Origin of the sequence: Nisaea sp. (genome assembly GCF_040217065.1) — a bacterium.
In the GTDB taxonomy this organism is placed as follows: Bacteria; Pseudomonadota; Alphaproteobacteria; order Thalassobaculales; family Thalassobaculaceae; genus Nisaea.
Window position 1 is genome coordinate 732,647 of sequence record NZ_JAVJNX010000009.1, and the last position, 24,173, is coordinate 756,819.

21 protein-coding genes and 1 tRNA gene are annotated in these 24,173 nt (G+C 60.5%); 5 read left to right on the forward strand and 17 right to left on the reverse strand.

The window, feature by feature from the left end; translation table 11 throughout:
• Positions 1–107 precede the first annotated feature (107 nt).
• Both RH950_RS15820 and RH950_RS15825 read right to left on the reverse strand, forming a co-directional pair.
• Positions 108–2,513 carry an ATP-binding protein gene (locus RH950_RS15820; RefSeq protein WP_350058450.1) on the reverse strand — a complete coding sequence of 802 codons (2,406 nt, stop codon included), beginning with the start codon at positions 2,511–2,513 and terminating at the stop codon, positions 108–110.
• Positions 2,514–2,775: 262 nt separating this feature from the next.
• Complete coding sequence (locus RH950_RS15825; protein ID WP_350058452.1) at positions 2,776–3,255, reverse strand: response regulator transcription factor; 480 nt, start codon at positions 3,253–3,255, stop codon at positions 2,776–2,778.
• 409 nt (positions 3,256–3,664) lie between these two features.
• On the opposite strand from RH950_RS15825, the gene RH950_RS15830 reads away from it, so the two are divergent.
• Entirely contained in the window at positions 3,665–5,716 is a 2,052-nt protein-coding gene (locus tag RH950_RS15830; RefSeq protein ID WP_350058454.1) for a methyl-accepting chemotaxis protein, read from the forward strand.
• Positions 5,717–5,746: 30 nt separating this feature from the next.
• Here RH950_RS15830 and RH950_RS15835 read toward each other — a convergent pair whose 3' ends face one another.
• Positions 5,747–6,661 carry a c-type cytochrome gene (locus RH950_RS15835; RefSeq protein ID WP_350058456.1) on the reverse strand — a complete coding sequence of 305 codons (915 nt, stop codon included), beginning with the start codon at positions 6,659–6,661 and terminating at the stop codon, positions 5,747–5,749.
• 65 nt (positions 6,662–6,726) lie between these two features.
• Entirely contained in the window at positions 6,727–7,200 is a 474-nt protein-coding gene (locus RH950_RS15840) for a c-type cytochrome (protein ID WP_350058458.1), read from the reverse strand.
• Between the two features lie 97 nt (positions 7,201–7,297).
• On the opposite strand from RH950_RS15840, the gene RH950_RS15845 reads away from it, so the two are divergent.
• The 3 genes from RH950_RS15845 (at position 7,298) to RH950_RS15855 (ending at position 9,370) form a co-directional block, all read left to right on the forward strand.
• Positions 7,298–8,176, forward strand: coding sequence for a LysR family transcriptional regulator (locus RH950_RS15845; RefSeq protein WP_350058460.1), 879 nt, complete (start codon positions 7,298–7,300; stop codon positions 8,174–8,176).
• Positions 8,177–8,296: 120 nt separating this feature from the next.
• Positions 8,297–8,755, forward strand: a complete 459-nt coding sequence (locus tag RH950_RS15850) for a hypothetical protein (RefSeq protein WP_350058462.1) — start codon at positions 8,297–8,299, stop codon at positions 8,753–8,755.
• 147 nt (positions 8,756–8,902) lie between these two features.
• Positions 8,903–9,370 (forward strand): PAS domain-containing protein, encoded by a 468-nt coding sequence (locus tag RH950_RS15855; protein WP_350058464.1) that lies wholly within the window; start codon positions 8,903–8,905, stop codon positions 9,368–9,370.
• A 139-nt stretch (positions 9,371–9,509) separates the two neighbouring features.
• On the opposite strand, the gene RH950_RS15860 is transcribed toward RH950_RS15855, so the two are convergent.
• From RH950_RS15860 to miaA, 11 genes are all read right to left on the reverse strand, one after another.
• Positions 9,510–9,585 (reverse strand) — tRNA-Lys (locus RH950_RS15860).
• An 84-nt stretch (positions 9,586–9,669) separates the two neighbouring features.
• Positions 9,670–10,203, reverse strand: a complete 534-nt coding sequence (locus tag RH950_RS15865; protein WP_350058466.1) for a hypothetical protein — start codon at positions 10,201–10,203, stop codon at positions 9,670–9,672.
• 174 nt (positions 10,204–10,377) lie between these two features.
• Entirely contained in the window at positions 10,378–11,532 is a 1,155-nt protein-coding gene (gene rodA / locus RH950_RS15870; RefSeq protein ID WP_350058468.1) for a rod shape-determining protein RodA, read from the reverse strand.
• Positions 11,533–11,535: 3 nt separating this feature from the next.
• Positions 11,536–13,542 (reverse strand): penicillin-binding protein 2, encoded by a 2,007-nt coding sequence (mrdA, locus tag RH950_RS15875; protein WP_350058470.1) that lies wholly within the window; start codon positions 13,540–13,542, stop codon positions 11,536–11,538.
• Positions 13,543–13,549: 7 nt separating this feature from the next.
• Positions 13,550–14,059, reverse strand: a complete 510-nt coding sequence (gene mreD / locus RH950_RS15880; protein ID WP_350058472.1) for a rod shape-determining protein MreD — start codon at positions 14,057–14,059, stop codon at positions 13,550–13,552.
• Complete coding sequence (mreC, locus tag RH950_RS15885) at positions 14,056–14,997, reverse strand: rod shape-determining protein MreC (RefSeq protein ID WP_350058474.1); 942 nt, start codon at positions 14,995–14,997, stop codon at positions 14,056–14,058. Before mreC ends, mreD begins: the two co-directional genes overlap by 4 nt.
• A gap of 49 nt (positions 14,998–15,046) precedes the next feature.
• On the reverse strand, positions 15,047–16,090 hold the full coding sequence (locus RH950_RS15890) for a rod shape-determining protein (protein WP_028465501.1): 1,044 nt from the start codon (positions 16,088–16,090) through the stop codon (positions 15,047–15,049).
• Between the two features lie 288 nt (positions 16,091–16,378).
• The gene (gene ilvC, locus RH950_RS15895; protein ID WP_350058476.1) at positions 16,379–17,398 is read right to left on the reverse strand and encodes a ketol-acid reductoisomerase; all 1,020 of its coding nucleotides are present in this window, start codon (positions 17,396–17,398) and stop codon (positions 16,379–16,381) included.
• Positions 17,399–17,535: 137 nt separating this feature from the next.
• Positions 17,536–18,135, reverse strand: coding sequence for an acetolactate synthase small subunit (gene ilvN / locus RH950_RS15900; RefSeq protein WP_350058478.1), 600 nt, complete (start codon positions 18,133–18,135; stop codon positions 17,536–17,538).
• 108 nt (positions 18,136–18,243) lie between these two features.
• Positions 18,244–20,034, reverse strand: coding sequence for an acetolactate synthase 3 large subunit (locus RH950_RS15905; protein ID WP_350058480.1), 1,791 nt, complete (start codon positions 20,032–20,034; stop codon positions 18,244–18,246).
• A gap of 162 nt (positions 20,035–20,196) precedes the next feature.
• Complete coding sequence (miaA, locus tag RH950_RS15910) at positions 20,197–21,222, reverse strand: tRNA (adenosine(37)-N6)-dimethylallyltransferase MiaA (protein WP_350058482.1); 1,026 nt, start codon at positions 21,220–21,222, stop codon at positions 20,197–20,199.
• On the opposite strand from miaA, the gene serB reads away from it, so the two are divergent.
• On the forward strand, positions 21,221–22,117 hold the full coding sequence (gene serB, locus RH950_RS15915) for a phosphoserine phosphatase SerB (protein WP_350058484.1): 897 nt from the start codon (positions 21,221–21,223) through the stop codon (positions 22,115–22,117). The genes miaA and serB overlap by 2 nt on opposite strands.
• A gap of 88 nt (positions 22,118–22,205) precedes the next feature.
• Here the strand turns inward: serB and RH950_RS15920 are convergent, their stop codons facing one another.
• Both RH950_RS15920 and RH950_RS15925 read right to left on the reverse strand, forming a co-directional pair.
• Positions 22,206–23,633 (reverse strand): DegQ family serine endoprotease, encoded by a 1,428-nt coding sequence (locus tag RH950_RS15920; protein ID WP_350058486.1) that lies wholly within the window; start codon positions 23,631–23,633, stop codon positions 22,206–22,208.
• A 351-nt stretch (positions 23,634–23,984) separates the two neighbouring features.
• Positions 23,985–24,173 carry a DUF2065 domain-containing protein gene (locus tag RH950_RS15925; protein ID WP_350058488.1) on the reverse strand — a complete coding sequence of 63 codons (189 nt, stop codon included), beginning with the start codon at positions 24,171–24,173 and terminating at the stop codon, positions 23,985–23,987.

A 24,173-nucleotide genomic window follows, 5' to 3' on the forward strand; every position in this document is an offset into this window, starting at 1 on the left:
GCTCCGTCTTAACGCAATCGGGCCGACAGCGGGAAGCCTGAAGACATTTCCGGAGCAGAATTAAAGCACTCATTGAGAGGCATGGTCGCGAATGGCCCCACCGGCTTTCAGTGTGTGGCTTCCCGCTTACCAAGGTAACCTGAAAGAGCGGCCAATGCATCGGACATCACGAAGCGCAAATCTCCCAGGCATCTGTTGGCTCGCGGCATATCGACATCATGCACGGCAAGCTCAATCGCGTTGCAGAGCGCGCATAGCCTCAACAGCCCGACCGTCCCTGCGGCACCCGCGAGCGCATGCGCCAGTTCGCCTATTTCATCCGGCGTGTCGGCTGCTAAAATCGCAGCCAGTCTTGGCTCCGCCTGTTCCTGAAACCGTGCCACGGTCCGCAGCAGCACATCCTCTCCGGCGCTGTCGGCAATATCCTGAAGATACTCGGCATCCAGGTCCATCTTCGGGAGTACTCCCGGCGCCGGAACCGCCGCGGCAGGCGCAAAACGGGCCACGAGCGAGCGCAGGTCAGACGGCTGGAACGGCTTGGCGAGTTGGCCATTCATCCCGGCCTGCTCCGTCTTGCGCGCAACTTCCGGCATCACATTCGCAGACACGGCGACGATCGGAACATCCCGGGACCGGCCACCGCCCGCGCGGATCTTGCGCGCCGCCGTATAGCCGTCCATGTCGGGCATTCGCAGGTCCATCAGGACGAGATCGAACCGGTCCCCGGCCAGTATATCTATCGCCTCCTGCCCGGACATAGCGGTCGCGACACTGTGTCCGTCACGTGACAATATACGATCGGCAACGAGCCGGTTTTCTTCATTGTCATCAACAATCAGAACGCGCAGTGACTGCGCGTTCGCCTCTCGCTGAGGCTGCATTGCGGCATCGACCTGCTGCGCCGGATTGAAAATCGCGAACAGATCCGCGAGCCGGATCGGATAATGCCGGATTTCAGCGGTCACGCTTGCAGACAGCCCAAGACTTTCCGAAGCCATCGGCTTGGCGCCAACCGGAAGCATCACGATCAGACGACCAGGAAATTCCGCGAACCGTGACAGGTCGCTGCACGCTTCCTGCAGGCCGACAATGACAATCGCATCACCGCTCGAAGGCGGCTCCAGCACACTGCCGGGATCACCTGCCGGAACGGTCGAGACTATGGTGCCGGAAATCTTCAGGATGGATGAAAGTTCTTTGCGCGTGGCCCCGTCCGGACCATAGATCGTCACCTGTTCCGGTCCGACGAACCCGCTTTCCGATTCCGGCACCAGTTCGACCGGCAGACTGATGACGAACTCGCTGCCAATGCCGACTTCGCTGGTCACCCTGATGGACCCGCTCATAAGCTCCACAAGGCGTCTGCTGATTGCCAGGCCAAGACCGGTTCCGCCGCGAACATTGTCGAGATCGTCTTCGGAAACCTGCGTGAAACGCTCGAACACAGTTTCGATTTTTTCCGGCGGGATACCAATCCCGGTATCCTCAACACTCATCCTCAGGATCGGCGACCCGTTCCTCTCGCTCAGCCCGACAGAGACGATGATTGACCCTTCATCGGTATATCGAACCGCATTGCCGATCAGATTGGTCAGAACCTGGCGAAGCCGCGCTCCGTCGGCAACAACGTGCGGCACGAACCTGTCAAAGAAAATCGTTGCGATATCAAGGCCCCGCCCGTGTGCAATGGGTGCAATCGAGGCAACCACATCTTCGCAAAGCGCAACGATATCGACGGGCGCGGGAGCCAGGGTCAGGCGACCTGCATCCGCCTTCGCAAAATCGAGTATGTCGTCAACGATGCTGGTCAGGGCTTGCGAAGACCGGTCGACAGTCTGGATGTAATCCCGCTGGTTTCGGTCGAGATCCGTTTCCTTCAAGAGGCCGGCCATACTCATGATGCCGTGCAATGGTGTTCTGAACTCGTGACTCATCATTGACAGAAAGCGTGACTTGGCCTCGTTCGCCTCGCGCGCGCGGCTGGTTGCCAGAGCCAGCTCGCGGTTGCGTTCCTCCAGCTCGGCGGTCCGGTCTGCAACGCGTTGCTCGAGTTCGACATAGAGCGTCTGCAATTCCTGCTGCGCGATGAGCCTCTGGGATACCTCCCGTTCGAGCTCCTGGTTCGAGCGGATGAGGTCCCCCGTACTGGGCAAGGCTATGACCTTTGGCAAGAGAGGCCAGAGAAGGACGGCCGTGGCGACGGAAACAAGCGCCGTGAAGATTTTTACGATGCCTTCAGCGCCGTAGCTCGGAACCCAGAGAGTCCAGATGCCGAACAGATGGGTCAGGCCGCAACACACAATGAAGGCGCCGAAAAGATAAAGAATCCAGCGATATTCAAAATCCGTTCGCTTGATAGCGAAGAACACCAGCGCCGCCGGGATCGAGAAATATGAAATGGCTATGGCCGCATCAGACGCAGCGTGCGACCAGAACAACCATGGGTCCCACAACAGGCAGTAGCCATGCGGCATGAAACCATTGTCATAGAGCGCATTCCAGATTGCATCCATAGCCCGTGCTCCGGTGTTTAAGAAGAAGCCGTCCGACTGCGCAGCAAGAATCAGATACTGCCGCGATCATCGATCACTGCCAAAAAATTATTTTTTCAATTAGATAACCACCTGTCGGGCTGCCCATCCGACCGGCATGAAGCATCATTCATTCTGGCGATATCCGTAATCATTAGCTTCGGTTTATACGTATCATTCAGTTATTTGTTGGTCAGCAGAATGCTGACGGGCATGTGACCCAAAGTCATTCCGGATCTTGTTCTCACTGGCGGACACTCCCAGGATGAGCGACATCATCAAAGTCATGAGCAGCGATGCCGGCCCTCTCCACCACCGAGCTGATCAACCCGGCGCGCCGGGTTGCCAGATTCTCGGTGGCGGTAATCTCCAACAGCCGTTCCATACGCTTGACCAGCTCTCCGAGCTTGATCGGCTTGATGACATGGTCGTCGCCGCCAGCGGAAAACCCTGCCAACGCAGCATCCAGGTCATCGCGGGACGTCATGAAAAGCACCGGAACACTCGGCAGGATGTTGACCCGCAGCTGCTTGCACAGATCAACCCCGTGGCCGTCCGGCATGCGCATATCAAGAATGGCGCCGTCAAACAGGCCGACCTCAGTTGCATCTATGGCATCGGACGCGTTTGCGGCACCCAGAGCATCGTATCCGCTCTGAATGAAAGCACGCGTCACCAGATCGACCAGATCGAGATCGTCATCAACGATCAGCAACTTTTTCATTCAGACACCATCAAATGACGCATGTGCAGAGGCCTCTATACGCATCCACCGGGCGCTCGGGTCAATCTAGTCCGGCAAGCGTAACACTCGCAGTCTTGACGGCTCGTTAAGGCAGGCGCGCAGACAGTTTTCTCTCCTCTACGCAAGGCGAAGGAACGTGAATCAAGGTTAATATAAAACCAATTGCTTATTTACAACAAGTCAATACAGCCGTAGGCTTCAAACACCCTAAGTTGCAAGTTGCGTAATATTGCGACCTTAAGAGCGTCAAAAGAAGCGTCATTGTTTCGATTCTGCATCGATATCAATAGATGATTGTTTGGAACCTCTAAGGGAGGCGCAAAAATTTATTAGTCGCATCTTCAACGCCAGCGCAACCTTGCCAAAGCTTTGTAAAGGGCTGATTCATATGTTCTCCGATCTCTCCATTCGAAAAAAAATCATTGGCGTCTGTCTGATCACGCTCCCCCTGCCATTCGTCGCCCTGGTCTACGCCGTGATCACGATGAGCCAGATAGGCATTGAGCTCCGGGAAATTGCAGAAGAAGACATGCCCATCACCCGGCAATTGACGGAAGCGACCGTGCTGCAGCTTGAGCAGGCCCTTCATTTCGAAAAGGCCATGCGGTTCTCCGGCATCCAGTTGAAAGACACGGATCTGAATGCCGCGGTCACCAGGGAGGTCGAGAAATTCCAGGAACAGAGCCTGAGCGCCAATGCCCTGTTTCAGGAGCTGGAGCTGAAATTACAGCACGCGATCGAGGTCAGCGCGTCTCATGGTGCGGTCGAAGCGACCAACGAATTCACCGCTGTCGCCGCAAAGATCAAGGAGGCAAAATCCCTTCACGCCGAATACGAAGCCCACGCCACGGCCGCATTCGCCGCCCACCGGGAAGGCGATTCCGACGCGGCAACCGGCTTTGCCGAAAAGGCAGAAGCCCTGGAAACCATCCTTGATAAAAATCTGGAAGAAGTCCTGTTCGATATCGGACGGTTCACCCAACGTTCCATCAATGCAGCCGAGGAGCACGAGCGGACTGGCCTTCTTGTCATTGTGATCCTCTCCGCGATCGGTCTGCTCGGAGGGCTGCTGAGCGGCACGGCGATCGGAAGTGCGATTGCCGGACCGATTGTGAAATTGACATCCGCCATGGCCCGTCTCTCCACCGGTGACTATAGCGTGGACGTCCCCGCTCGGGGTCGCAGGGACGAAATCGGCAGCATGGCCGAAGCGGTTTCTGTCTTTAAGGAAGCCAGCATCGAGCTCGAGCAGATGACGGCCTCCCGGCAGGGAGAGCAGGAAGAACAGCAACGCCGTCTGCAGGAAGAGATGATGGCGCTCAGCAACAAGCTGGAAGAGGAACTGACAACAGCGGTTGCATCCATCGCCGCCGAGATGGAGCAGATGCGTCAACGCTCGGAAACAATGAACCGGTCGGCGGACCATGTTAAGCAGGAGAGCCTGGCAGTGTCTGCGGCCTCCGAAGAAGCCACCGTGAACGTCAACACTGTCGCCGCTGCGTCGCAGGAAATGTCCCAGTCCATTCAGGAGATCAGCCGTCAGGTCAGTGCCTCGACCAATGTTGCGCGGGATGCGACCGCAGAGATCGAAAAAACCAACGCGACCGTCGAAGGCCTTGCAAGTGCCGCGGAGAAAATCGGCGCGGTCGTCAGCATGATCACGGATATTGCAGAGCAGACAAATCTGCTGGCCCTCAATGCGACCATCGAGGCCGCGCGTGCCGGAGAAGCCGGCAAGGGTTTCGCCGTTGTCGCGTCAGAGGTCAAATCGCTGGCAAACCAGACCGGCAGCGCGACAGAGGACATTGCGGGGCAGGTCCGCAGCATTCAGAACATCGCCGGCGAAGCTGTCACCGCCATGCGCAATATCGGAGAGACCGTTGCGCGGATCAACGAGATCTCGGAACAGATCACAACCGCGATCGAACAGCAGACCGACACGACCAACGAAATCACTCAGAACGTCCAGGAAGCTGCCATGGGAACCCAGGAGGTCTCCGGCAAGATATCGGGTGTCGCCTCATCGGCAGAGGAAAACGGCGCCATGTCACTGCAGATCAGTGCTTCCGCGGCGGCCATCGCGGAAAAGATGCAAGAGCTGCAGACCCGGCTGAGCGCCATAGTACGGGAATCCACCGCCGGAAACCGGCGCGAGGCGGAACGTCACGCTCTTTTGAAGAATTCCAGAATACGCTTCGGCGCGGTCTGGCATGCTTGCGAGATCCACAACATTTCTGAAACCGGCCTCGAAATCGGAACCGATCAGACGGTACCGGAAGGCTCCGTTATCGAAATAGAGCTGACCGGGATCGGCTTGGTGAAAGCGGAAGTCGTCAGGCAAAGAAAGCGCGTCAAGGGATTCGGAGCGAAGTTCGTCGACCTCGATGGAGCACTCAGGAACGCGATCGGTAGCTGGACCAATGGAGCGATGGCCGCCTGATGGTTCGCCCCGGCAAGACCGCTTGGCCCGCTATTCCGGCGTGGGAACGGACGGTATTGCCTTGAGATAACGGGCAATGGCGAGACGGTCCTCATCGCTCAGCAAACCCGTATTCTCGACCACCTCCGCCATGGAGCCGCCGGCCGTATCGAAATCCGGCGTAAAGCCGGATTTCAGATATTCCACGATGTCGGCTTCCGACCAGGCGGCAATATCCGCGCCGGCGGGGGTCAGGTTCGGAATGGTGCCCTTCCCGTCCGGATTCGGCGCGCCGGCCAGCCAGCGCGCGCGATCCAGACCGCCAATGACGGAGCGCGGCGTATGGCATTCACCGCAATGGCCCGGTCCCTCCACGAGATAGCGACCGCGTTCCAGATCCGCCCCCACCGGGACAACCGGAGCCGGATCGAGATAGAGCCGCTTCCACAGCCCGAGGCCACGCCTGATCGAAAACGGAAACCCCACCGCATGCGGCGTGTTTGCCCGGGTGCTGGACGGCAGGGTCTTCAGGTAAGCCCAGAGGTCCAGCAGATCCTCGGTCTTCATCCGGGTATAAGATGTATAGGGAAAAGCCGGATAATAGTGACTGCCGTCCGGTGATACACCGTGCTTCATGGCATTGACGAAATCCACGGGACGCCATGTCCCGATACCTGCCGCCGGATCGGGGGAGATATTCGGCGCATAGAAAGTGCCGAACCCAGTGACGAAGGATCTGCCGCCTGCCAGAACCAGCTTCTGTTCCGCCTTGGCGCCATCGGCCGCATGACAGGAAACACACCCGCCGATGGCGAAAAGCGTCTGGCCTCGGGTGCCATCGCCGGCATATGTCGGCAGGGACGTTTCAGGCACCGTCTCCGGTGCGGTCAGAAACCATCCCGCGGCAGCCGTGGCCACGGCGAGGCCCAGCAGCCCGAGCACGCTCCGGCGCAATCCACCTGTCATCCTACCGTCTCCCGTACGTCTTGCGGAGCCCGGCCGGAACCGGGCTCCAGCAACATCAGGTCAGGTTATTTCGGCACACGGAAGGGCTTGTGACACCCGCCACAGGACTTGCCGACATCTCCGAGTGCGCCCTGCAGTGCCGGCAGGCCGTCACCGGCAACCTTGGCCATCGCCATCGACGCGTCGACCAGGGCCTTGCTCTTGCTCTGGACCTCCGGATAGGTCGACCAGATCTCGGTCATGGCGCGGGTTTTTCCCGGCATCGCTGCGACGTCCGAGCCTTTCGGCCACATCGCCCCCTGATCCAGCGCCGCGAGCGCGGCAAGACTGTCGGCCGCAGCGCTGGCTGCCGCCGCGTCATAAGCCACGGTGCCTTTCGCCATCGCACCGAGCTGGCCGAGACTGAAGGAATAAAGCTTCATGAGAGACTGACGTGCCTCTATTGCCTTTTCCAGATGTCCATCGGCATGGACCGGCGCCGCAACCAGAAGCGCCGTCGCGAAACTGATCCCCGTCACAATCGTTTTGATTTTTTGCATATTTGATCTCCCACTGCAGGCACGCTCGCCTCCATATAGGCTACAGGAGCGGATATTTCTGTACATTCACTAAAAGGTCACCGAACTTTGTGCGGTCATGCACAAAATTCGCTGGGATGATCTGCAATACGTTCTGGCAGTTGCCGCACACGGCTCCTTGTCCGCCGCTGCCCGTGCGCTGGGCGTCAATCATGCCACTGTCCTGCGCCGCATCGTCGCCTTCGAGGAAGCCATCGGCATGGCACTGTTCGAGCGCCCGCCCGGCGGCTACCGGATCCGGGCCGAGATGCGGGAGGTGCTGGCCGCGATCGAGGCGATGGGCCGCACCGCAGACCGGCTTGAGCGCGTCATTCCGACCATCGGAAAAGGACTGGAGGGCGCGGTCCGTCTGACCACGACGGACTCCGTCGCCGACCTTATCCTGCCCCGCGTGCTCGGCGACCTCGCCCGGCTGCATCCGAAACTGAGCGTCGACCTGGTGGTCTCCAACCGGCATGTCGACATGGCCTTGCCGGAAGCGGAGATTACCCTGCGTCCGGCCAATACCCTGCCCGAAGGCCTGATCGGACAGCGCATCTGCACCATCGGATTCCGAGTCTACGCCCATCCGGACTATCTCGCCACCCATCCCGGCGCCGACCCGCAGGACCACCTCTGGCTTGCCGCCAGCCAGCCGCTGACCCGTTCCGCCGTCGGACAGTGGCAGGACCGGCGCGTCGGCAGCGCCGTGCATATGTCGGCCAGCAGCTTCGTCACCCTTGCCCGCCTGGCCGAAGCCGGCCTTGGCATTGCCATGCTGCCCTCTTTCGTGGCGCGCAGCAGCACTGTCCTGATGCAGGCTTCGCAATTCCCGGACACCCTTGAAACCGGTCTCTGGGTCGCCGCCCATCCGGATCTCATGGAAACCGGACGGGTGGCCGCCATGGTCAGGTTCCTGGCGGAGGCCGTCGCGGCGGAGGCGGAACTGCTTGCATGAATCTGGATCGCATATTGTCCTGTCCAAAGGACGGCACAGTCCTATATCACCTGCATGACCGGTCGCACCCTCTTCACAGCCCTCTTTTTTCTTCTGCCCTCGGCGGCATTGGCAGATCTTGTGGTTACCATTTCAGAAAGCTCGCCCACGGATCTCATCACCATTGAAAACCGGACCGACTGCGATCTCTATGATTTCGGCATGCAGATCGATCTGCGGGCCTCGGCCGGCGGCCTGATTTTCGATATTTCGGAAGGCGGCGCCGGTGCCAGCGCCTATCAGCCGTTCGAGATCCTGCAAGGCGCGTCCGCGGTACGCAGTTACGCAAGAGTGACCGACGGCGACCGGGTCGCCTTCGTCGAATTCGCCACACTGGAAGCAGGCCAGCGGGTCATCTTCATGGTCGACATGGACGACACATTGCCCGACGACACCTTCGGCCAGACGATTGTGGATGGACCGGAGATCGCCGGCGCAGCGATCGTTCTGACCTCTGTGGGAGAAGAACCCTCGACCGCCGTCTTCCTGCCGGATGGCAGCGCGACGGCCCGGCTCAGTGGCTGCGGGCCGGTTTCGTAGCGGGCGCCATCTGCCGCAAATCACCCCTCCGCAGGCGCGGCTGAAACGAATCTCGAATTAGTTCGATGATGTCTGACACCTGCACGCTACGATTGCTATATTGAATGATACTGGTGATGGGGGCTTACAACGAATGTGGTGCGGCGCGTGATTGCGGATGAAAAGCAGTTAGAGAGTGTCAGATCGCCACTTTTGCGCGAAGCCTATGCCCTTTGGAACAGTAAGCGAGGCACGCGCCGCATGGCCAGCCGGTCGGATTTCGACCCGCTGGAAATGCCCGGGTTGCTGTCTTCCATCATTCTGGTTGATGTCGAGGATGGCGGCGCAAGACTGAAGATCCGGCTTTCCGGCACGAAAGTCGTCGAGATGTATGGCAGCGATTTCACCGGGATGTATATGGACGAAATCGACTTCGGCGATGTCCGGGAGAAAATTCTGGAAGAGTACAATCTTCCGGTTTCCGACAAGCGTCCGGTTTTCTCAAACCACGAATTTCGAAAGCTGAACAACTACCACCATACGATCGAACGGGCGATTTTCCCGCTATCCAACGACGATGAAACCGTCGACAAGCTCATTGCGTTTCTGGATTTCGAAAGGGTTCTGAAAGCTTGAAAAGCAGCAGAAGGACGCCGCACTCTTCCTGGCCGTTATCGGTTTCCAGCCGGCTATGCCTCAGGGACGCAGCCCAGCGTCAACCGGCGCGGATCATACTCCTCGATCCGATGAGGCGTTCGATATTTCGAGGGAAAAGTGGTGGGCGCAGTAGGACTCGAACCTACGACCCGCTGATTAAGAGTCAGCTGCTCTACCAACTGAGCTATGCGCCCGTCCGTTCGGAAGGAGCGGATTGATACTAAAGGCCCGGCGCTATTGCAAGCGCGTTCTGACTATTCTTCCGACGGCGCGGAGCCTCACCAAGTCTTGCCGCTTTGCGGGCCCAGCATCTGCTCGCGCAGCTCCTGCAGCGGGTCCATGGATTTGTTCCTGTTCGGAGCAGATTCGTCCTGCAGGCTCTTGCCGTTCCAGTTGCCCTTGCCCTCATCCGGCAGCGGCGCCTCGGCAGCCGGCCGAGCTGCTACCGGATCCCGCATCCTGGATTTTTTCTTCCGGGCGGCCACCGCGGTGGCCTCAGGCTTTCCCAGCACCCAATCCAGACCGAGCATTTCTTGCTCTTCCTCTGCTGCCGCAGGAGTCGGCCGGCCGTCGGTTTCTTTGGAAAGCTTCGTTTCGATCCGGATGGTTTCCGCCTGTTCGACCGCACCGTCACCGATGTTCCGGCGTTCTTCAGGCGGCAGGGAATCAAAGCTGTCCCGGGCCCGGTCATACTGTTCCCGGTCACCGGTTTCGGCCGCCGCTTCAAGGTTGCGGGTCAGATCGCTCTCGCCCTGATTCTCACGGGTGGAGTCAGCGAGGATCTGGAGGCTCTTTCGTTCAATGTTATCCAAATCTCGCTACCCTTTTCAGACGCTTCGGTTAAGCCTCCTGCATAAGCAGGCAAAACGCTCAACCGGGTTATTTTAATAGAAAATTACGTCAAAAGTCCATTAATCGGCTTTCCGTTTTACGAAAAAAATCAACCTTTGGGCATTTCCGTCCGCCGGACATGGCGGGTAACAAACCTAATCCTCATCCTCGAAACCTTGCCGGCCGATTGCTATGTCGCGATGAACATAGCAGTTGATGACAAGACCGAATCCGATCATCGCGGTCAGCATAGCCGTGCCGCCGTAGGAGATCAGCGGTAGCGGCACGCCGACGACCGGGATCAATCCCATCACCATGGCGATATTGATGAAGACGTACAGAAACAGCGTCGTGGTGGTTCCCAGCGCCAGCAGCCGGCCAAACTGACTTGAGCAGCGCAAGGCGATGGCAAAACCGTAACCGAGTGCCAGGGCATAGAGCAGGATCAGGAACATCGCCCCGGCCAGCCCGAGTTCCTCGGCCAGCATGGTGAAGATGAAATCCGTTTGCTTTTCCGGCAGGAAATTCAGGTGACTCTGCGAGCCCTGCAAAAAGCCCTTGCCGAACAGACCGCCGGAGCCGAGGGCGATCTTGGATTGCAGAATGTGATACCCGGCGCCGAGCGGGTCATTTTCCGGGTTCAGGAAGGTCAGGATCCGGTTCTTCTGGTAATTGTGCAGGAACTGCCAGCCGATCGGGATCGCGGACAGGCCCAGCACCAGAATGGTGACAAATTTCCAGATCCGCACTCCGGCCAGGAAGAACATGGCGCCGCCGCCGAGAATGATCATGCCGGCGGTGCCCAGATCCGGCTGGCGCAAGACCAGAACTGCCGGAGCGAAAACCAGCACCAGCGGGACGAACAGGCTGCTGATGCGCCCGACCTCCTCATATGTCTGGCGATGGAAATAGCGTGCCAGCGCCAGCACCAGGGCCAGTTTCATCAGCTCGGAAGGCTGCAGCCGGAACACTCCGAGATCGATCCAGCGCTGTGCGCCCATACCGATCTCACCGGCAATCTCGACGACCCCCAGCAATCCGAGCGACAGGAAATAGAATCCGTAGGACCAGCGCATAAGGAACCGGAGATCGATCAGCGCTATACCCAATGTGATCACCAGGCCGATACCGAAGCGGATGGCCTGACGCATCGCCCATGGCGTCCAGCTACCATTGGCGGCCGAATAGAGCATGGCGAACCCGACAGACGCGATCAGGGTCAGCAGCAGGACAAGGCCCCAGTTGATCTGCTGCAGCTTGATGCCGAGCGTCAGTTCCGGCGGGTTGAGTGAATTAGAGGGCATGTTCATGGCCTAGCCCTGATCCGTCTCGGGTTCACGCTGCGGCAGGATCTCAACCGGTTCGGCTTCCGACGCCTCGAACCCGCTGGATTCCATGACCCGGGCAAGAATATCGCGGGCAATCGGTACCGCGTATTTGCTGCCGCCGCCATGCTCGAGCACGACCGCGACTGTATAGCGCGGCGCATCCGCCGGGGCATAGCCGACGAACAATCCGTGATCCCGCTCACGCCAGGGCAGGTCCTCGTTCTTGATCACGCCAGTCAGGCGCTCCGCCTTGGTGATCCGCCGGACCTGCGCTGTTCCGGTCTTGCCGCCGAGCTCGAAACCCGCATTTGGAATTTTCGCGCTCCGCGCCGACCCGTGCGCACCATTGACCACCCTGCGCATGCCTTCAAGCACATGGGCAAGACTGCTGCGTGAGATATTCAGCTTGGGGATCGGCGCATCGCTTTCCTCACGCCGGATCAGGGACGGTTTCACCGCATAGCCGCCATTGACCAGACGCGCGGTCATCACCGCCAACTGCAGCGGCGTGACCAGGACGAACCCCTGGCCGATGCCGGTGATCAGGGTTTCCCCCTTCTGCCAGCGCTCCCCGCGCAACGCGAGTTTCCATTCCCGCGTCGGGATCAGACCACTGCGCTCGCCCGGCAATTCGATGTCCAGCGATTCCCCGAGACCGAAACGGCGCGCCATTTCGGAAATCCGGTCGATGCCGACGCGCTTCGCGGCCTCGTAGAAATAGACATCGCAGCTCTGTTCCAGGGCGTCGACGACATCCATCTTGCCGTGGCCCCAGCGTTTCCAGCAATGGAAGCGGGCATTGCCGAGATCCGTATGGCCATTGCAGAAGACTTCCGTTTCCGAACTGATCACGCCCGCTTCCAGCGCGGCAAGCGCCACGATCATCTTGAAGGTCGAGCCTGGCGGATAGGTTCCCGCGATCGCCTTGTTGGTCAGAGGGTGACGCGGATTGGACAGCAGGTTTTCCCAATCCCGGGCGCTCAGCCCCTTGTTGAAATTGTTCGGATCGAAGCCCGGCGTCGAGGCGATTGTCAGGACCTCGCCGGTATGCACATCCATGACGATCGCGGCACCGCTTTCGCCCTGCACGATGTTCCCGCCCTTGTCGAGGAACACGGTGCCGTCGTCATTCTCCAGATAGCGTTTCGGCACACCGGACCGGGCGAGCGCCTCCTGCACCCGGATATCGGCAACCGGAACCCGCTCGGAGCTGCCGCGCTCAAGCCGCTCGTGGGCGAAGACCTGCAGGTTCATGTCCAGGGTCAGCTGGATGTTCTTGCCCGGCTGGCCCTCGTCGCCCGGAAGTTTCCGGATGATCCGGCCAAGCGCGTTCACCTCGACCTGGCGGCGGCCGGCGGAACCGCGCATTTCCTGGTCATAGAGTTTCTCGATTCCGCTCTTGCCGATGCGGAAGTCCGGCAGCTCGAGCACCGGATCGCCGGTCAGCTCCGTGTCGGAGACCGCCGCGACATAGCCGGTGACATTCACCGCCATGGAGCCGAAAGGATACACCCGGGAGCGCCCCTCCTCGATCCGGATACCGGGCAGGTAAGGCGCGTTTACAGCAACCCGGCTGATGTCTTCGCGGGTCAGGTTCTCGACCACTGTTACCGGCACGAAGCTGCGCTTGCGGGAGATTTCCTTCAGCACCCGCTTCACATCCCATTCGTCGACCTGGACGACCTGGCGCAACGCGTCGATGGTGGCGCGCACGTCGCCGGTCTGTTCGGGCACCAGATCAACGCGGAAATTGTCCTCGTTGGAGGCGACCTGAATGCCATTCCGGTCCAGGATCAGACCACGGGTCGGCGGCAGAAGTTCGAGATTGAACTGGTTTTCCTCGGAGAGCGTCCGGTACCGGTCCGCCTCCACCACCTGCAGATAGTAGAGCCGCGCGCCGAGGGCGCCGAACAGGCCGAGTTGCCCCGCGCCGAGTATCAGCGAGCGCCGGGTGAAGGCCCGTTTGGTATCCTGATCCTTGGGATTCTTCATCCGCATATCATCGCACCAGATAGCGGTGAATGCGAACGAAGAGCCACGCCATCGCCGGGAAAAGTGCCACCGTCAGCCCGAAGCGGGCCAGAACCGTATCCGGAATGATCCAGGCCAGCGAAAACAGCGACATCAACACCCAGTCCAGCAGGAACGCGCCGAAAGAGATGATGACGAATCCGCCCCAGGCGATGAAGAAGGGCTTGGTCAGAAATGTCTGGCGCTGGGTCGTCGCCACGCCATAGACGGCCAGGAAGATGATTGCGGTCAGTCCGATCGGATAACCATGCACCAGATCCTCGGCCAGACCGGTCAGGAAGACGACAAATGGCGGCGTCAGATCCGGCCGGTAAACCGCCCAGTAGAATACGGCCATCAGCGTGAAGGCCGGCGAGATCTGGGCGTATCCTGGAATACCAAGGGGCACCGCGCTCACGAGCACCAGCAGCAATGTCGTCGCCGCAGGCATCAGATGGCGCGCCCAAAGATCCATTCTTTGGACGAAGCTGGTTTTCATCTGTCGGTCTTCCCGCGGGTCACCCCAAGCCTCTCGACCAGGCTGGGCTCCGGGTCCGGCGCCAGCACGGTAAAGGGCGGCGGGTCCATCGGGCCGGGGATCACACCCTGCATCCGATAATCCACGATGCGGACGAACTCGAGATGGGTCCAGTCGACCACCGGTTTGACATGGATGCCGGATTCCGAGACCGAGGACACGGTCCCGACCGGCAGGCCGCTCGGCAGCATGCCGCCATGACCAGAGCTGATCACCAGGTCCCCCGGCGAGACGCGATTGTTCTGCGGCAGATAGAGAATGCGCGGGTGGTTCGTGTTGTCCCCGACCAGAATGCCTGGCTCCCGCGCGCCCCCGATCAGGACAGGTATCTGTGCATTCAGGTCCGTGACCAGAAGCATGCGCGAATGCAGCTCACCGACCTCCACAATGGTCCCGGCAAGCCCATCCTCAGAGACCACCCCCTGCCCCCGCCGGACACCGTTGCGCCTGCCCGCATTCAACAGGGCGCTGCGCACGAACGGGCCACCGGCTTCGGCGATCACGCGGGCGGAAATGTAGCTGGCCGGCGGCGGTCCGACATGGTTGGTCAGCCGCTTCAGAGCCTTGTTTTCGGATTCCAGCAGGTTGGCAACATGCTGCCATTGCTTCAGATGGCCGTTCTCCAACCGAAGCCGCTCGTTCTCGGCATGCAGGTCGCGGAGCGAGATAACGGTCTCGACACTCTTTGAGACAGCGGCAGCGGGATGCGAAAGTACCTCGAGGATCGGTGCGACCGCATCGACCGCGGCGATCTGCAGGCGTTTGACCACAACGATGTCGGCCTTGCCGAGCAGCATCAGGCCGAAAGCGGCCAGCACCAACGCGGTAAAAGCGAAGCGTTGCCAGAGGGTTCGCACGGGCTGGGCGACACGGGAAAACGATGCCGGTCTACGCCCCATTCCTTGCCTGCCCCTTCCTAAGCAAATGCCTTCAACAAGGTCTCACCGATCAATAGGCGCCGATGAGAACGTTGCGCAGAACCTTCATTTCCTCGAGGCAGCGGCCGGTGCCGAGCGCGACACAGGATAGCGGGTCGTCGGCGATCGAGACCGGCAGGCCGGTCGAGTGCCGCAGCACGTAATCGAGATTGCCGAGCAGTGCACCGCCGCCGGTGAGCACGATGCCCTTGTCGACGATATCCGCCGCAAGTTCCGGCGGGGTCTGCTCAAGAGCGACTTTCACCGCCTCGATGATCTGGCTGACCGGCTCGGCCAGGCTTTCGGCAACCTGGCTCTGATCGATGATCAGTTCCTTCGGCACGCCGTTCATCAGATCGCGACCCTTGATTTCAAGAGTCTTGCCGACGCCGTCTTCCGGCGGGAAGGCGGAGCCGATTTCCTTCTTGATCCGTTCGGCGCTGCCTTCACCGACCAGCAGATTATGGTTCCGGCGAATATAGGCGATGATGGCTTCATCCATCTTGTCGCCGCCGACCCGGACCGAGCGGGAATAGACGATGCCGCCGAGCGACAGCACGGCGACCTCTGTCGTACCGCCGCCGATATCGACAACCATGGAGCCGGTTGGCTCCGTCACCGGCAGGTTGGCGCCGATTGCCGCAGCCATCGGCTCCTCAATCAGGAACACCCGGCGGGCGCCGGCGCTCTCTGCGCTCTCCTGGATCGCCCGGCGCTCGACCGCTGTCGAGCCGGACGGCACGCAGACAATGACCTGCGGGCTGGCGAAGCTGCGCCGGTTATGCACCTTGCGAATGAAGTGCTTGATCATTTCCTCGGCGACCTCGAAGTCCGCAATGACGCCATCGCGCAACGGCCGGATCGCCTGAATGTTGCCTGGTGTTCGTCCAAGCATCTGTTTCGCTTCGTCACCGACGGCGAGAACCTGCTTCTTGCCGCGCACTGTGGCGATAGCAACAACCGACGGTTCATTGAGGACGATGCCCCGACCCTTCACATAGACCAGCGTGTTCGCGGTCCCCAGGTCAATCGCCATGTCGGCGGAGAGCATGCCAAGAAGGTTTGCAAAAAACATATACGTTCAGCCCGGTCGCGCGCTTCGAAAACGGTTCACATACAGTGGCCGCCGCCGGAATAGACCAAAGTTTGGATTGGCCATGCAACGGAAAACGGCAGACCGCGACTTTTACCCCGCACTGTCCACCCGAATCAGGCGACGTCACAAAGGAATCATATCAAAGAATCAGCTTACTATGAAATTTAATTGTCGCGCCGCTTTAGGAAAAATTTTCGAATGCGCGAAATTGGCCGCGCGGCGACGATGAAATCGCCGCCGCGCCACCTTGAGGTTAGTTCTGGCAGACTAGTTCTTCGCCTTGTCGACGAGAGCGTTCTGCGAGATCCAGGGCATCATGGCGCGCAGCTTCTCGCCGACCACCTCGATATCGTGCTCGGCCGCGCGACGGCGCATGGTCTTGAAGCCGGCCTGCTTCACCTGGTTTTCCAGCATCCAGCGGCGTGCGAAATCGCCGGACTGGATGTCTTCGAGAACTTTCTTCATCTCCTCCTTGACCGCCGCATTGATGATGCGCGGGCCGGTGACATATTCGCCATACTCGGCCGTGTTGGAGATCGAGTAGTTCATGTTGGCGATGCCGCCCTCGAAGATCAGGTCGACGATCAGCTTCACTTCGTGCAGGCACTCGAAATAGGCCATTTCCGGCGCATAACCGGCTTCGACCAGGGTTTCGTAACCGGCCTTGATCATCTCGCAGAGCCCGCCGCAGAGGACAGCCTGCTCGCCAAACAGATCGGTTTCGCACTCTTCCTTGAAGCTGGTCTCGATGGTGCCGGCCCGGCCACCGCCGATGGCGGAGGAATAGGACAGCGCGATCTCGAGGGCATTGCCGGAGCCGTTCTGATGCACCGCGACCAGGCAGGGCACACCGCCGCCACGCACATATTCGGAGCGCACGGTGTGGCCCGGGCCCTTCGGTGCGATCATGAAGACATCGAGGTCCGGGCGCGGATCGATGAAGCTGAAATGGATGTTGAAGCCGTGCGCGAATGCGATGGCGGTGCCTTCGCGCATGTTTTCCTTCAGGTCCCGATCATAGATGTCGGACTGGCCTTCATCCGGGGTCAGCATCATGACGACATCGGCCCATTTGGCAGCTTCCGCTGCGGTCATGCATTTCAGACCGGCGGCTTCGACCTTGGCACGGCTGGACGAGTCTTCACGCAGCGCGACGACGATGTCCTTCACGCCACTGTCTTTCAGATTATTGGCGTGGGCATGGCCCTGGCTGCCGTAACCGACAATCGCAACCTTCTTGTTCTTGATCAGATTGACGTCGGCATCCCGATCGTAATAGACGCGCATTTCTAGGCCCTCTCGTTTCCGTTCCTGTAACTCAACACTTTGATGGAGTCCTGTGGCTCCCACCCGGCGAAAGCCACCGGGCAGAATTAACCGGGCAACGGGTCGGGCTCCGATAGCGCCCGCTGCCTTAGGCCCGTTCAGGCCTTTTTCTGTGCCTTCTTCGCCGCCGCCGGCTGTTTGGTCTTCTTGCGGTTGACCTCCAGCGTGCTGAAGACAGGCATATCCAGATTGCTGCCCCGGGCGATCGCGACCACGCCGGTGCGGGATACCTCGATCGCGCCAAGCGCGCTCATAAGCTCGACAAAAGCCGTGATCTTGGACGGGCTGCCGGTCAGCTCGAAGACGAAACTCTCCAGCGTGCTGTCGATGGCGCGGGCGCGGAAGACATCCGCGATGCGGAGCGCCTCGATACGATGCTCGCCAACATTGCGGATTTTGATCAGCGCCAGTTCGCGCTCCAGATGCGGCCCCTCGATGGTAAGATCATGTACGGCATGGACCGGCACAAGACGACCGAGCTGCGCCTTGATCTGGACGATGATCTGCGGCGTCCCGGTCGTGACGATGGTGATCCGGGAAAGGTGCGCGGCGGTGTCGACCGACGACACCGTCAGGCTTTCGATATTGTAGCCGCGGCCGGAAAACAGGCCGATGACCCTGGCCAGCACACCCGGCTCGTCATCCACCAGCACGGCAAGTGTGTGGGACGCTTCAACGATTTCAGTGGTTGCGTTCACGAGACTATTCCAAATCCTGGGCAGCCGACCGGCTGCCGATACCTTATAGAGCGAAGGGATGGACGGCGCCCGTGCCTTTTTCTTCGGCGCACGGACGCCCGTTGGCTGCTAGACCAGAACCATCCCGTTTTCCGACGTTTCCCGCTCCGCCTTGTCGTCCGGTCCCAGCAGCATTTCGAAATGCGCCGCGCCGGAGGGGATCATCGGGAAGCAGTTCTCGTCCTTCTTGACCATGATGTCGGCCAGCACGAAACGGTCGGTCTCAAGCATCTCCATGATGACGTCATCGAGCTGGTCGACCGTCTCCGCCCTGAGCCCGACACCGCCAAACGCCTCCGCGACCTTGATGAAGTCCGGCAGGCTTTCCGAATAGCTCTCTGAGTAGCGGCCGCCATGGTTCAGTTCCTGCCACTGCCGCACCATGCCCATCCACTGATTGTTGACGATGAAGGACTTCACCGGCAGCCGGTACTGGGCCAGGGTCGACAATTCCTGGATGTTCATCAGGTAGGAGGCCTCGCCGGCAATATCGATCACCGTGGCATCCGGATGCGCGATCTGCACGCCCATCGCGGCCGGCAGGCCGTAACCCATGGTGCCGAGACCACCGGAGGTCATCCAGCGGTTCGGCTCCTCAAAGCCGAAATACTGGGCCGCCCACATCTGGTGCTGACCGACTTCCGTGGTGATGTAGGTATCGCGATCACGGGTCAGCTCATAGAGACGCTTGATCGCGTGCTGCGGCTTGATGACCGAGGAGTCATTCGTGAAGGCCAGGCACTTGCGCTCCCGCCATTTCTCGATCTGCGCCCACCACTTCTCCAGCGGCTTGGCATTGGCCTTGTAGCCTTTGGCCTTCCAGACCTTGAGCATCTGCTCCAGCACGGTCGCGGCATCACCGATGATCGGCAGGTCTACGACGACGTTCTTGTTGATCGAGCTCGGGTCGATATCGACATGCACCTTGGTCGAATTCGGCGAGAAGTCGGCAATCCGCCCCGTCACCCGGTCATCGAACCGGGCGCCGATATTGATCATCACGTCGCAATTATACATCGCGAGATTGGCTTCGTAGGTGCCGTGCATGCCGAGCATGCCGAGGAACTGCCGATCCAGCGACGGATAGGCGCCGAGGCCCATCAGCGTCAGGGTCGTCGGTGCCTGGGTCAGGCGCACCAGCTCGGCATAGAGCTTGGAGGCCTTCGGTCCGGCATTGATCAGGCCGCCACCGCCATAGAAAATCGGCCGCTTCGCCTTCGCCAGCAGGTCGACGGCACGCTCGATGGCACTCTCGTCGCCCTTCACCTGCGGCTTGTAGCTCGGATGCGCGTTTCCGTTCGGGGCATAATAAGGCCCTTCGGCGAATAGAACGTCCTTCGGCAGATCAACCACGACCGGGCCCGGACGGCCGGTCGTAGCGACATAGACCGCCTCATGAATGGTGTCGGCAAGGCGCGTGACGTCCTTCACCAGATAATTATGCTTGGTGCAGGGCCGGGTGATGCCGGTCGTGTCCGCTTCCTGGAAGGCATCATTGCCAATCAGATGCGTCGGCACCTGCCCGGTCAGACAGACGATCGGAATGGAATCCATCAGCGCGTCGGTCAGCCCGGTCACGGCATTGGTCGCGCCCGGACCGGATGTCACCAGAACGCAGCCGACCTTGCCGGTCGAACGGGCATACCCTTCCGCCGCATGCACGGCCGCCTGCTCATGGCGCACAAGAATGTGGCGGATACGGTTGGACTTGAAGATCTCGTCGTAAATCGGCAATACCGCCCCGCCGGGATAGCCGAATACGACCTCTACGCCCTGGTCCTGCAACGCTTTGAGAATGATCGCCGCCCCGTTCATGTGGGCGTCGGGTTTTCGGGTATGCGGCGTGCGCGGGGTAGCCATTTTACCGTTCCTTTCTCAAATCATATTCGCAGTTGCGGTAGGAACCGCACCCGCCATAAACGGGCCTGAACACAGAAAACTTAACCTAATCAATGAGATTAGCAGAAGTTCAGACAGATATCGCGACACCCGGGGCGTCGCGACGGGCCGGAACCTAGACCGTCAGGTATGGCCGGTCAACAGAAACTGACGAATATTCTTAAAGATTTTACCTTCCGATCTTTCCGAATATTGCTTTTCAAGGGTGAAATTTGCATGGACCTGATTACGGAACCAGGTCATTTGCCGCTTTGCGTAACGCCGTGTGTCCCGCTGTGCGAGCCGCAGGCATTCCTCACGTGTGATTTTTTCTCTAATAAAATCAATTAATTGCGGGACACCCAAGGCCTTCATCGCCGGCAATGCTGGGTCGAGATCGAGCGCCATCAGGGCCTCGACTTCGTCCAAGGCACCCCTTTCCAGCATTTTTTCGAAGCGTCCATCGCAACTGCGATACAAGGACGCACGGTCGGGCAACAGCGTCACTGTATAGAATTCGATCCCTTCGGGCGGTTCCGCCGGACGCTCCTGCCACACGGAGAGGGGCTGCCCCGTATCCTGCAGCACTTCCCATGCCCGGATCAGCCTCTGGCTGTCTCCGTCATGCAGGCGGGCCGCAAGCACCGGGTCGCCCTCCGCCAGCATTTCCCGGAGTGCGGCACCGCCGATCCTGGCATGCAGGGCCCGAGCCCGGCCCCGGGCGTCGGGCGAGACCTCCGGCATCTCGGACAGGCCGTGCGTCAGGGCGCGCAGGTAGAGTCCGGTGCCGCCGCACAGGATCGGCACCCTGCCCGCCTGCGCCGCCGCCCTGATCTCGGCAAGGGCCCGGTCGCGCCAGAGCGCGGCGGAACACACGTCCGCCGCTCCGAGAAATCCGTAAAGCCGGTGCGGTGCCCGCTGCAGGTCCGCCGGATCCGGCCTGGCGGTGATGATGTCCAGCTCCCGGTAGACCTGCATCGAGTCCGCATTGATGACAGTGCCACCCAGCTCGTCGGCCAGATCAACCGCAAGCGCCGACTTGCCGCTCGCGGTTGGCCCGCCGATGACGATGGCCCGGATCATACCGGCTCCGGTGGCGCCGGAACCCTCTTTCGTTTCTGAAACTTCGCTGGACATGCCCATGGCGATTACGCGATAAGCCGGGCCCATGCAATATGTCCTCACGCTTACATCAAATCCCGCGGCCCCGTGCCTCGACACTATCGCCATTGCGGCCGCCGTCGACGCCCTGCGCACCAACGGCCTCCGCGCCGGTGAGCCGGACTGGCTGGCGCCGGATATTGCCTTTGACCTGCCCTTCGACGGCCCCGTGACGGATGGTCTTGCATCGGCGCTCCGGGAGGCCCTGTCCGGCATCGCCGCGGACATCAATTTTCAGCCCGCGTCGGGGCGCCGCAAGCGGCTGCTGATCGCGGATATGGATTCGACGGTCATCACCTCCGAATCTCTCGACGATCTCGCGACCTATGCCGGCATTGGCGACAAGATCGCGCCGATCACGGCGCGCGCGATGCGCGGAGAGCTCGATTTCGAGGCGGCGCTGAAAGAGCGGGTGGCGATGCTTGCCGGGCACCCCTCGAACCTGCTGGACCGGCTTCTCGCCGAGGTCGAAGTTACCTCCGGCGCAGGCGAACTCGTTGCCACCATGCGGCGGGACGGCGCCTATACCGCCCTCGTCTCCGGCGGCTTCACCGCGCTGACCGGCCCGGTGCGCGAGCGGCTCGGCTTCCACACGGACCGGGCCAATATCCTGAATATCACGGACGGGTCTTTTTCCGGCACCGTCGGCGAGCCGATCCTGGGCCGGGATGCGAAACTGGTCGCCCTCAACGAATTCTGCGCGGAGCTCGGCATAGCGCCGGCGGACGCGGTCACCGTCGGGGATGGCGCGAATGACCTTGCCATGCTGCAGGCGGCCGGCATGGGCGTCGCCTTCCGCGGCAAGCCGGCAGTGCGCGAGGCGGCCCGCTTCCGGATCGATCACGGGGATCTCACCGGCCTGCTCTATCTGCAGGGCTACAAGCGCACCGCATTCGCTGCCTGATTCAGCTGCACCAAAAACAACGGCGCCGGTCTTTCGACCGGCGCCGCGCGTCGCACCCGCTAGGGCTGCCTGGGGGGGCGGGGGAGAATTAGCCCTCCGAAATGCGGAGTGCGACAAACCTCATTTCACCACCGCGATTCACGGTGAGCAGAACCGACTTCTTTCCTGCGTCCTTCGCTGTTGCAATGCCTTTCTGGACATTCTCCGGCGAGGTCACGGGTGTTTGCTGTACCTCGACGATGACGTCTCCGGGCCGAAGATCGCGGGCTGCCGGGCCGTTTTGATCGACGTCCGTGACAACAACACCTTTGGCATCGTCGGCAAGAGAGTACTTACCTTTTAGATCGTCGCTGATCGCAGACAATTCAAGACCAAGACTTTCGACCCGGTCCGGCTCGGCCGGCATCGGCTGGGCGCCACCGCTGGTCAGCAGGGCGTTCTTCTCTGCCTCCTCGAGCTCACCGATATTCGCGGTCACCTTCACCAGCTTCCCGCCGCGCCAGAGTTCCACCGGCACGTCCTTGCCGATCGGCGTCTGGGCGACGATCTTCGGCAGCTCGCGCATGGAGCCGACATCACGTTTGTTGAATTTCAAAATCACGTCACCGGCGCGGATGCCTGCCGACTTGGCCGGCCCCTTGTCATTGACATGGGCGACCAGGGCACCGCGGGCGCTGTCAAGGGACAGGCTTTCGGCGACTTCGTCCGTCACTTCCTGAATCCGCACGCCGAGCCAGCCGCGGCGGGTTCGGCCGAACTCGCGCAGCTGCTTGACCACAGGATCTGCCAGTGCCGACGACACGGCGAAACCGATACCGACGGAACCGCCGGACTGGGAGAAGATCACGGTGTTCACACCGATCACCTCACCCTCGAGATTGAACAGCGGGCCGCCAGAATTGCCCTTGTTGATAGCCGCATCGGTCTGGATGAAATCATCATACGGACCCTGCCCGATATCGCGGCCCCGGGCGGAAACGATACCCGCAGTCACCGTTCCGCCGAGACCGAACGGATTGCCGATCGCAACGACCCAGTCACCGACCCGCATCTTGTCGGAATCCCCGAACTTCACGACCGGCAGATCGACATCGCGGGGATCGAATTTCAGCAGCGCGATGTCGGTTTTCGGGTCGGTGCCGACCAACGTCGCCTCGAACTCCGTATCGTCCTGCATCCGGATCACGATTTCATCGGCATCGCGGATCACGTGATTGTTGGTGATGACATATCCGGCCTTGTCCGTGATGAAGCCGGAACCGAGAGACTGCGCCCGGCGGGAGCGCGGCTCGCCGTTTGGACGCATGCGGTCCTCGAATTCCTTGAAGAACTCCTCGAACGGTGTGCCGGGCGGCAATGCGCGCTCTTCGCTCGACGCCGTGATGGTCTGGGTCGTGGAAATATTGACCACTGCCGGCAACAGTTTCTCGGCCAGGTCGGCAAAGCTCTCCGGCGCAGCCCTGGCAATTGCCGGATTTACCGGAATCAACACCGGCACGAGCAGGGCTATAGCCATAAAACCGGCCACAAATCCGCTTCTCGCGGCCCCAATCATCGAACTGGAGGTTTTTGAGGGGACGCCTGTCATGATTTCAACGCTCCTTGGCACAACTTGTATCCTTTTCGGGCATCGGGACCTTTCCCGGCCCGGAAGCGGCGGACCCGGCGGCCCGTCAGCAGAGGTGAATGTTTTCGCCCCTTTGAAACATGCATTCAAGGTAGGGACGATCGAACGGCTTTCAACGCTGCCTCCCGATATTGACAGATATACCGACCGGGTGTGGCGGCAATGTGATGCAGATGGTGCAACTGTGTCTGAATTGCGGCAAATCCGGGTACGGCTTCGCATGGCAAGGCGGCAGGCGCGTCAGGCGGCCCGCAGGAGCCAGGCAAGCGCGAAGCCGATGAACATGGCAATCAGACCGGCGCGGCGCAGCACGGTCTCATCCAGTTCAAGCGCCATCCGCATCATCGCCTTCATTCGGCCCGGCATCAGGGCGTAGAGACAGCCCTCGATAAAAAAAACGAGGGCGAGCGCCGTCAGGAAATCCGTCAC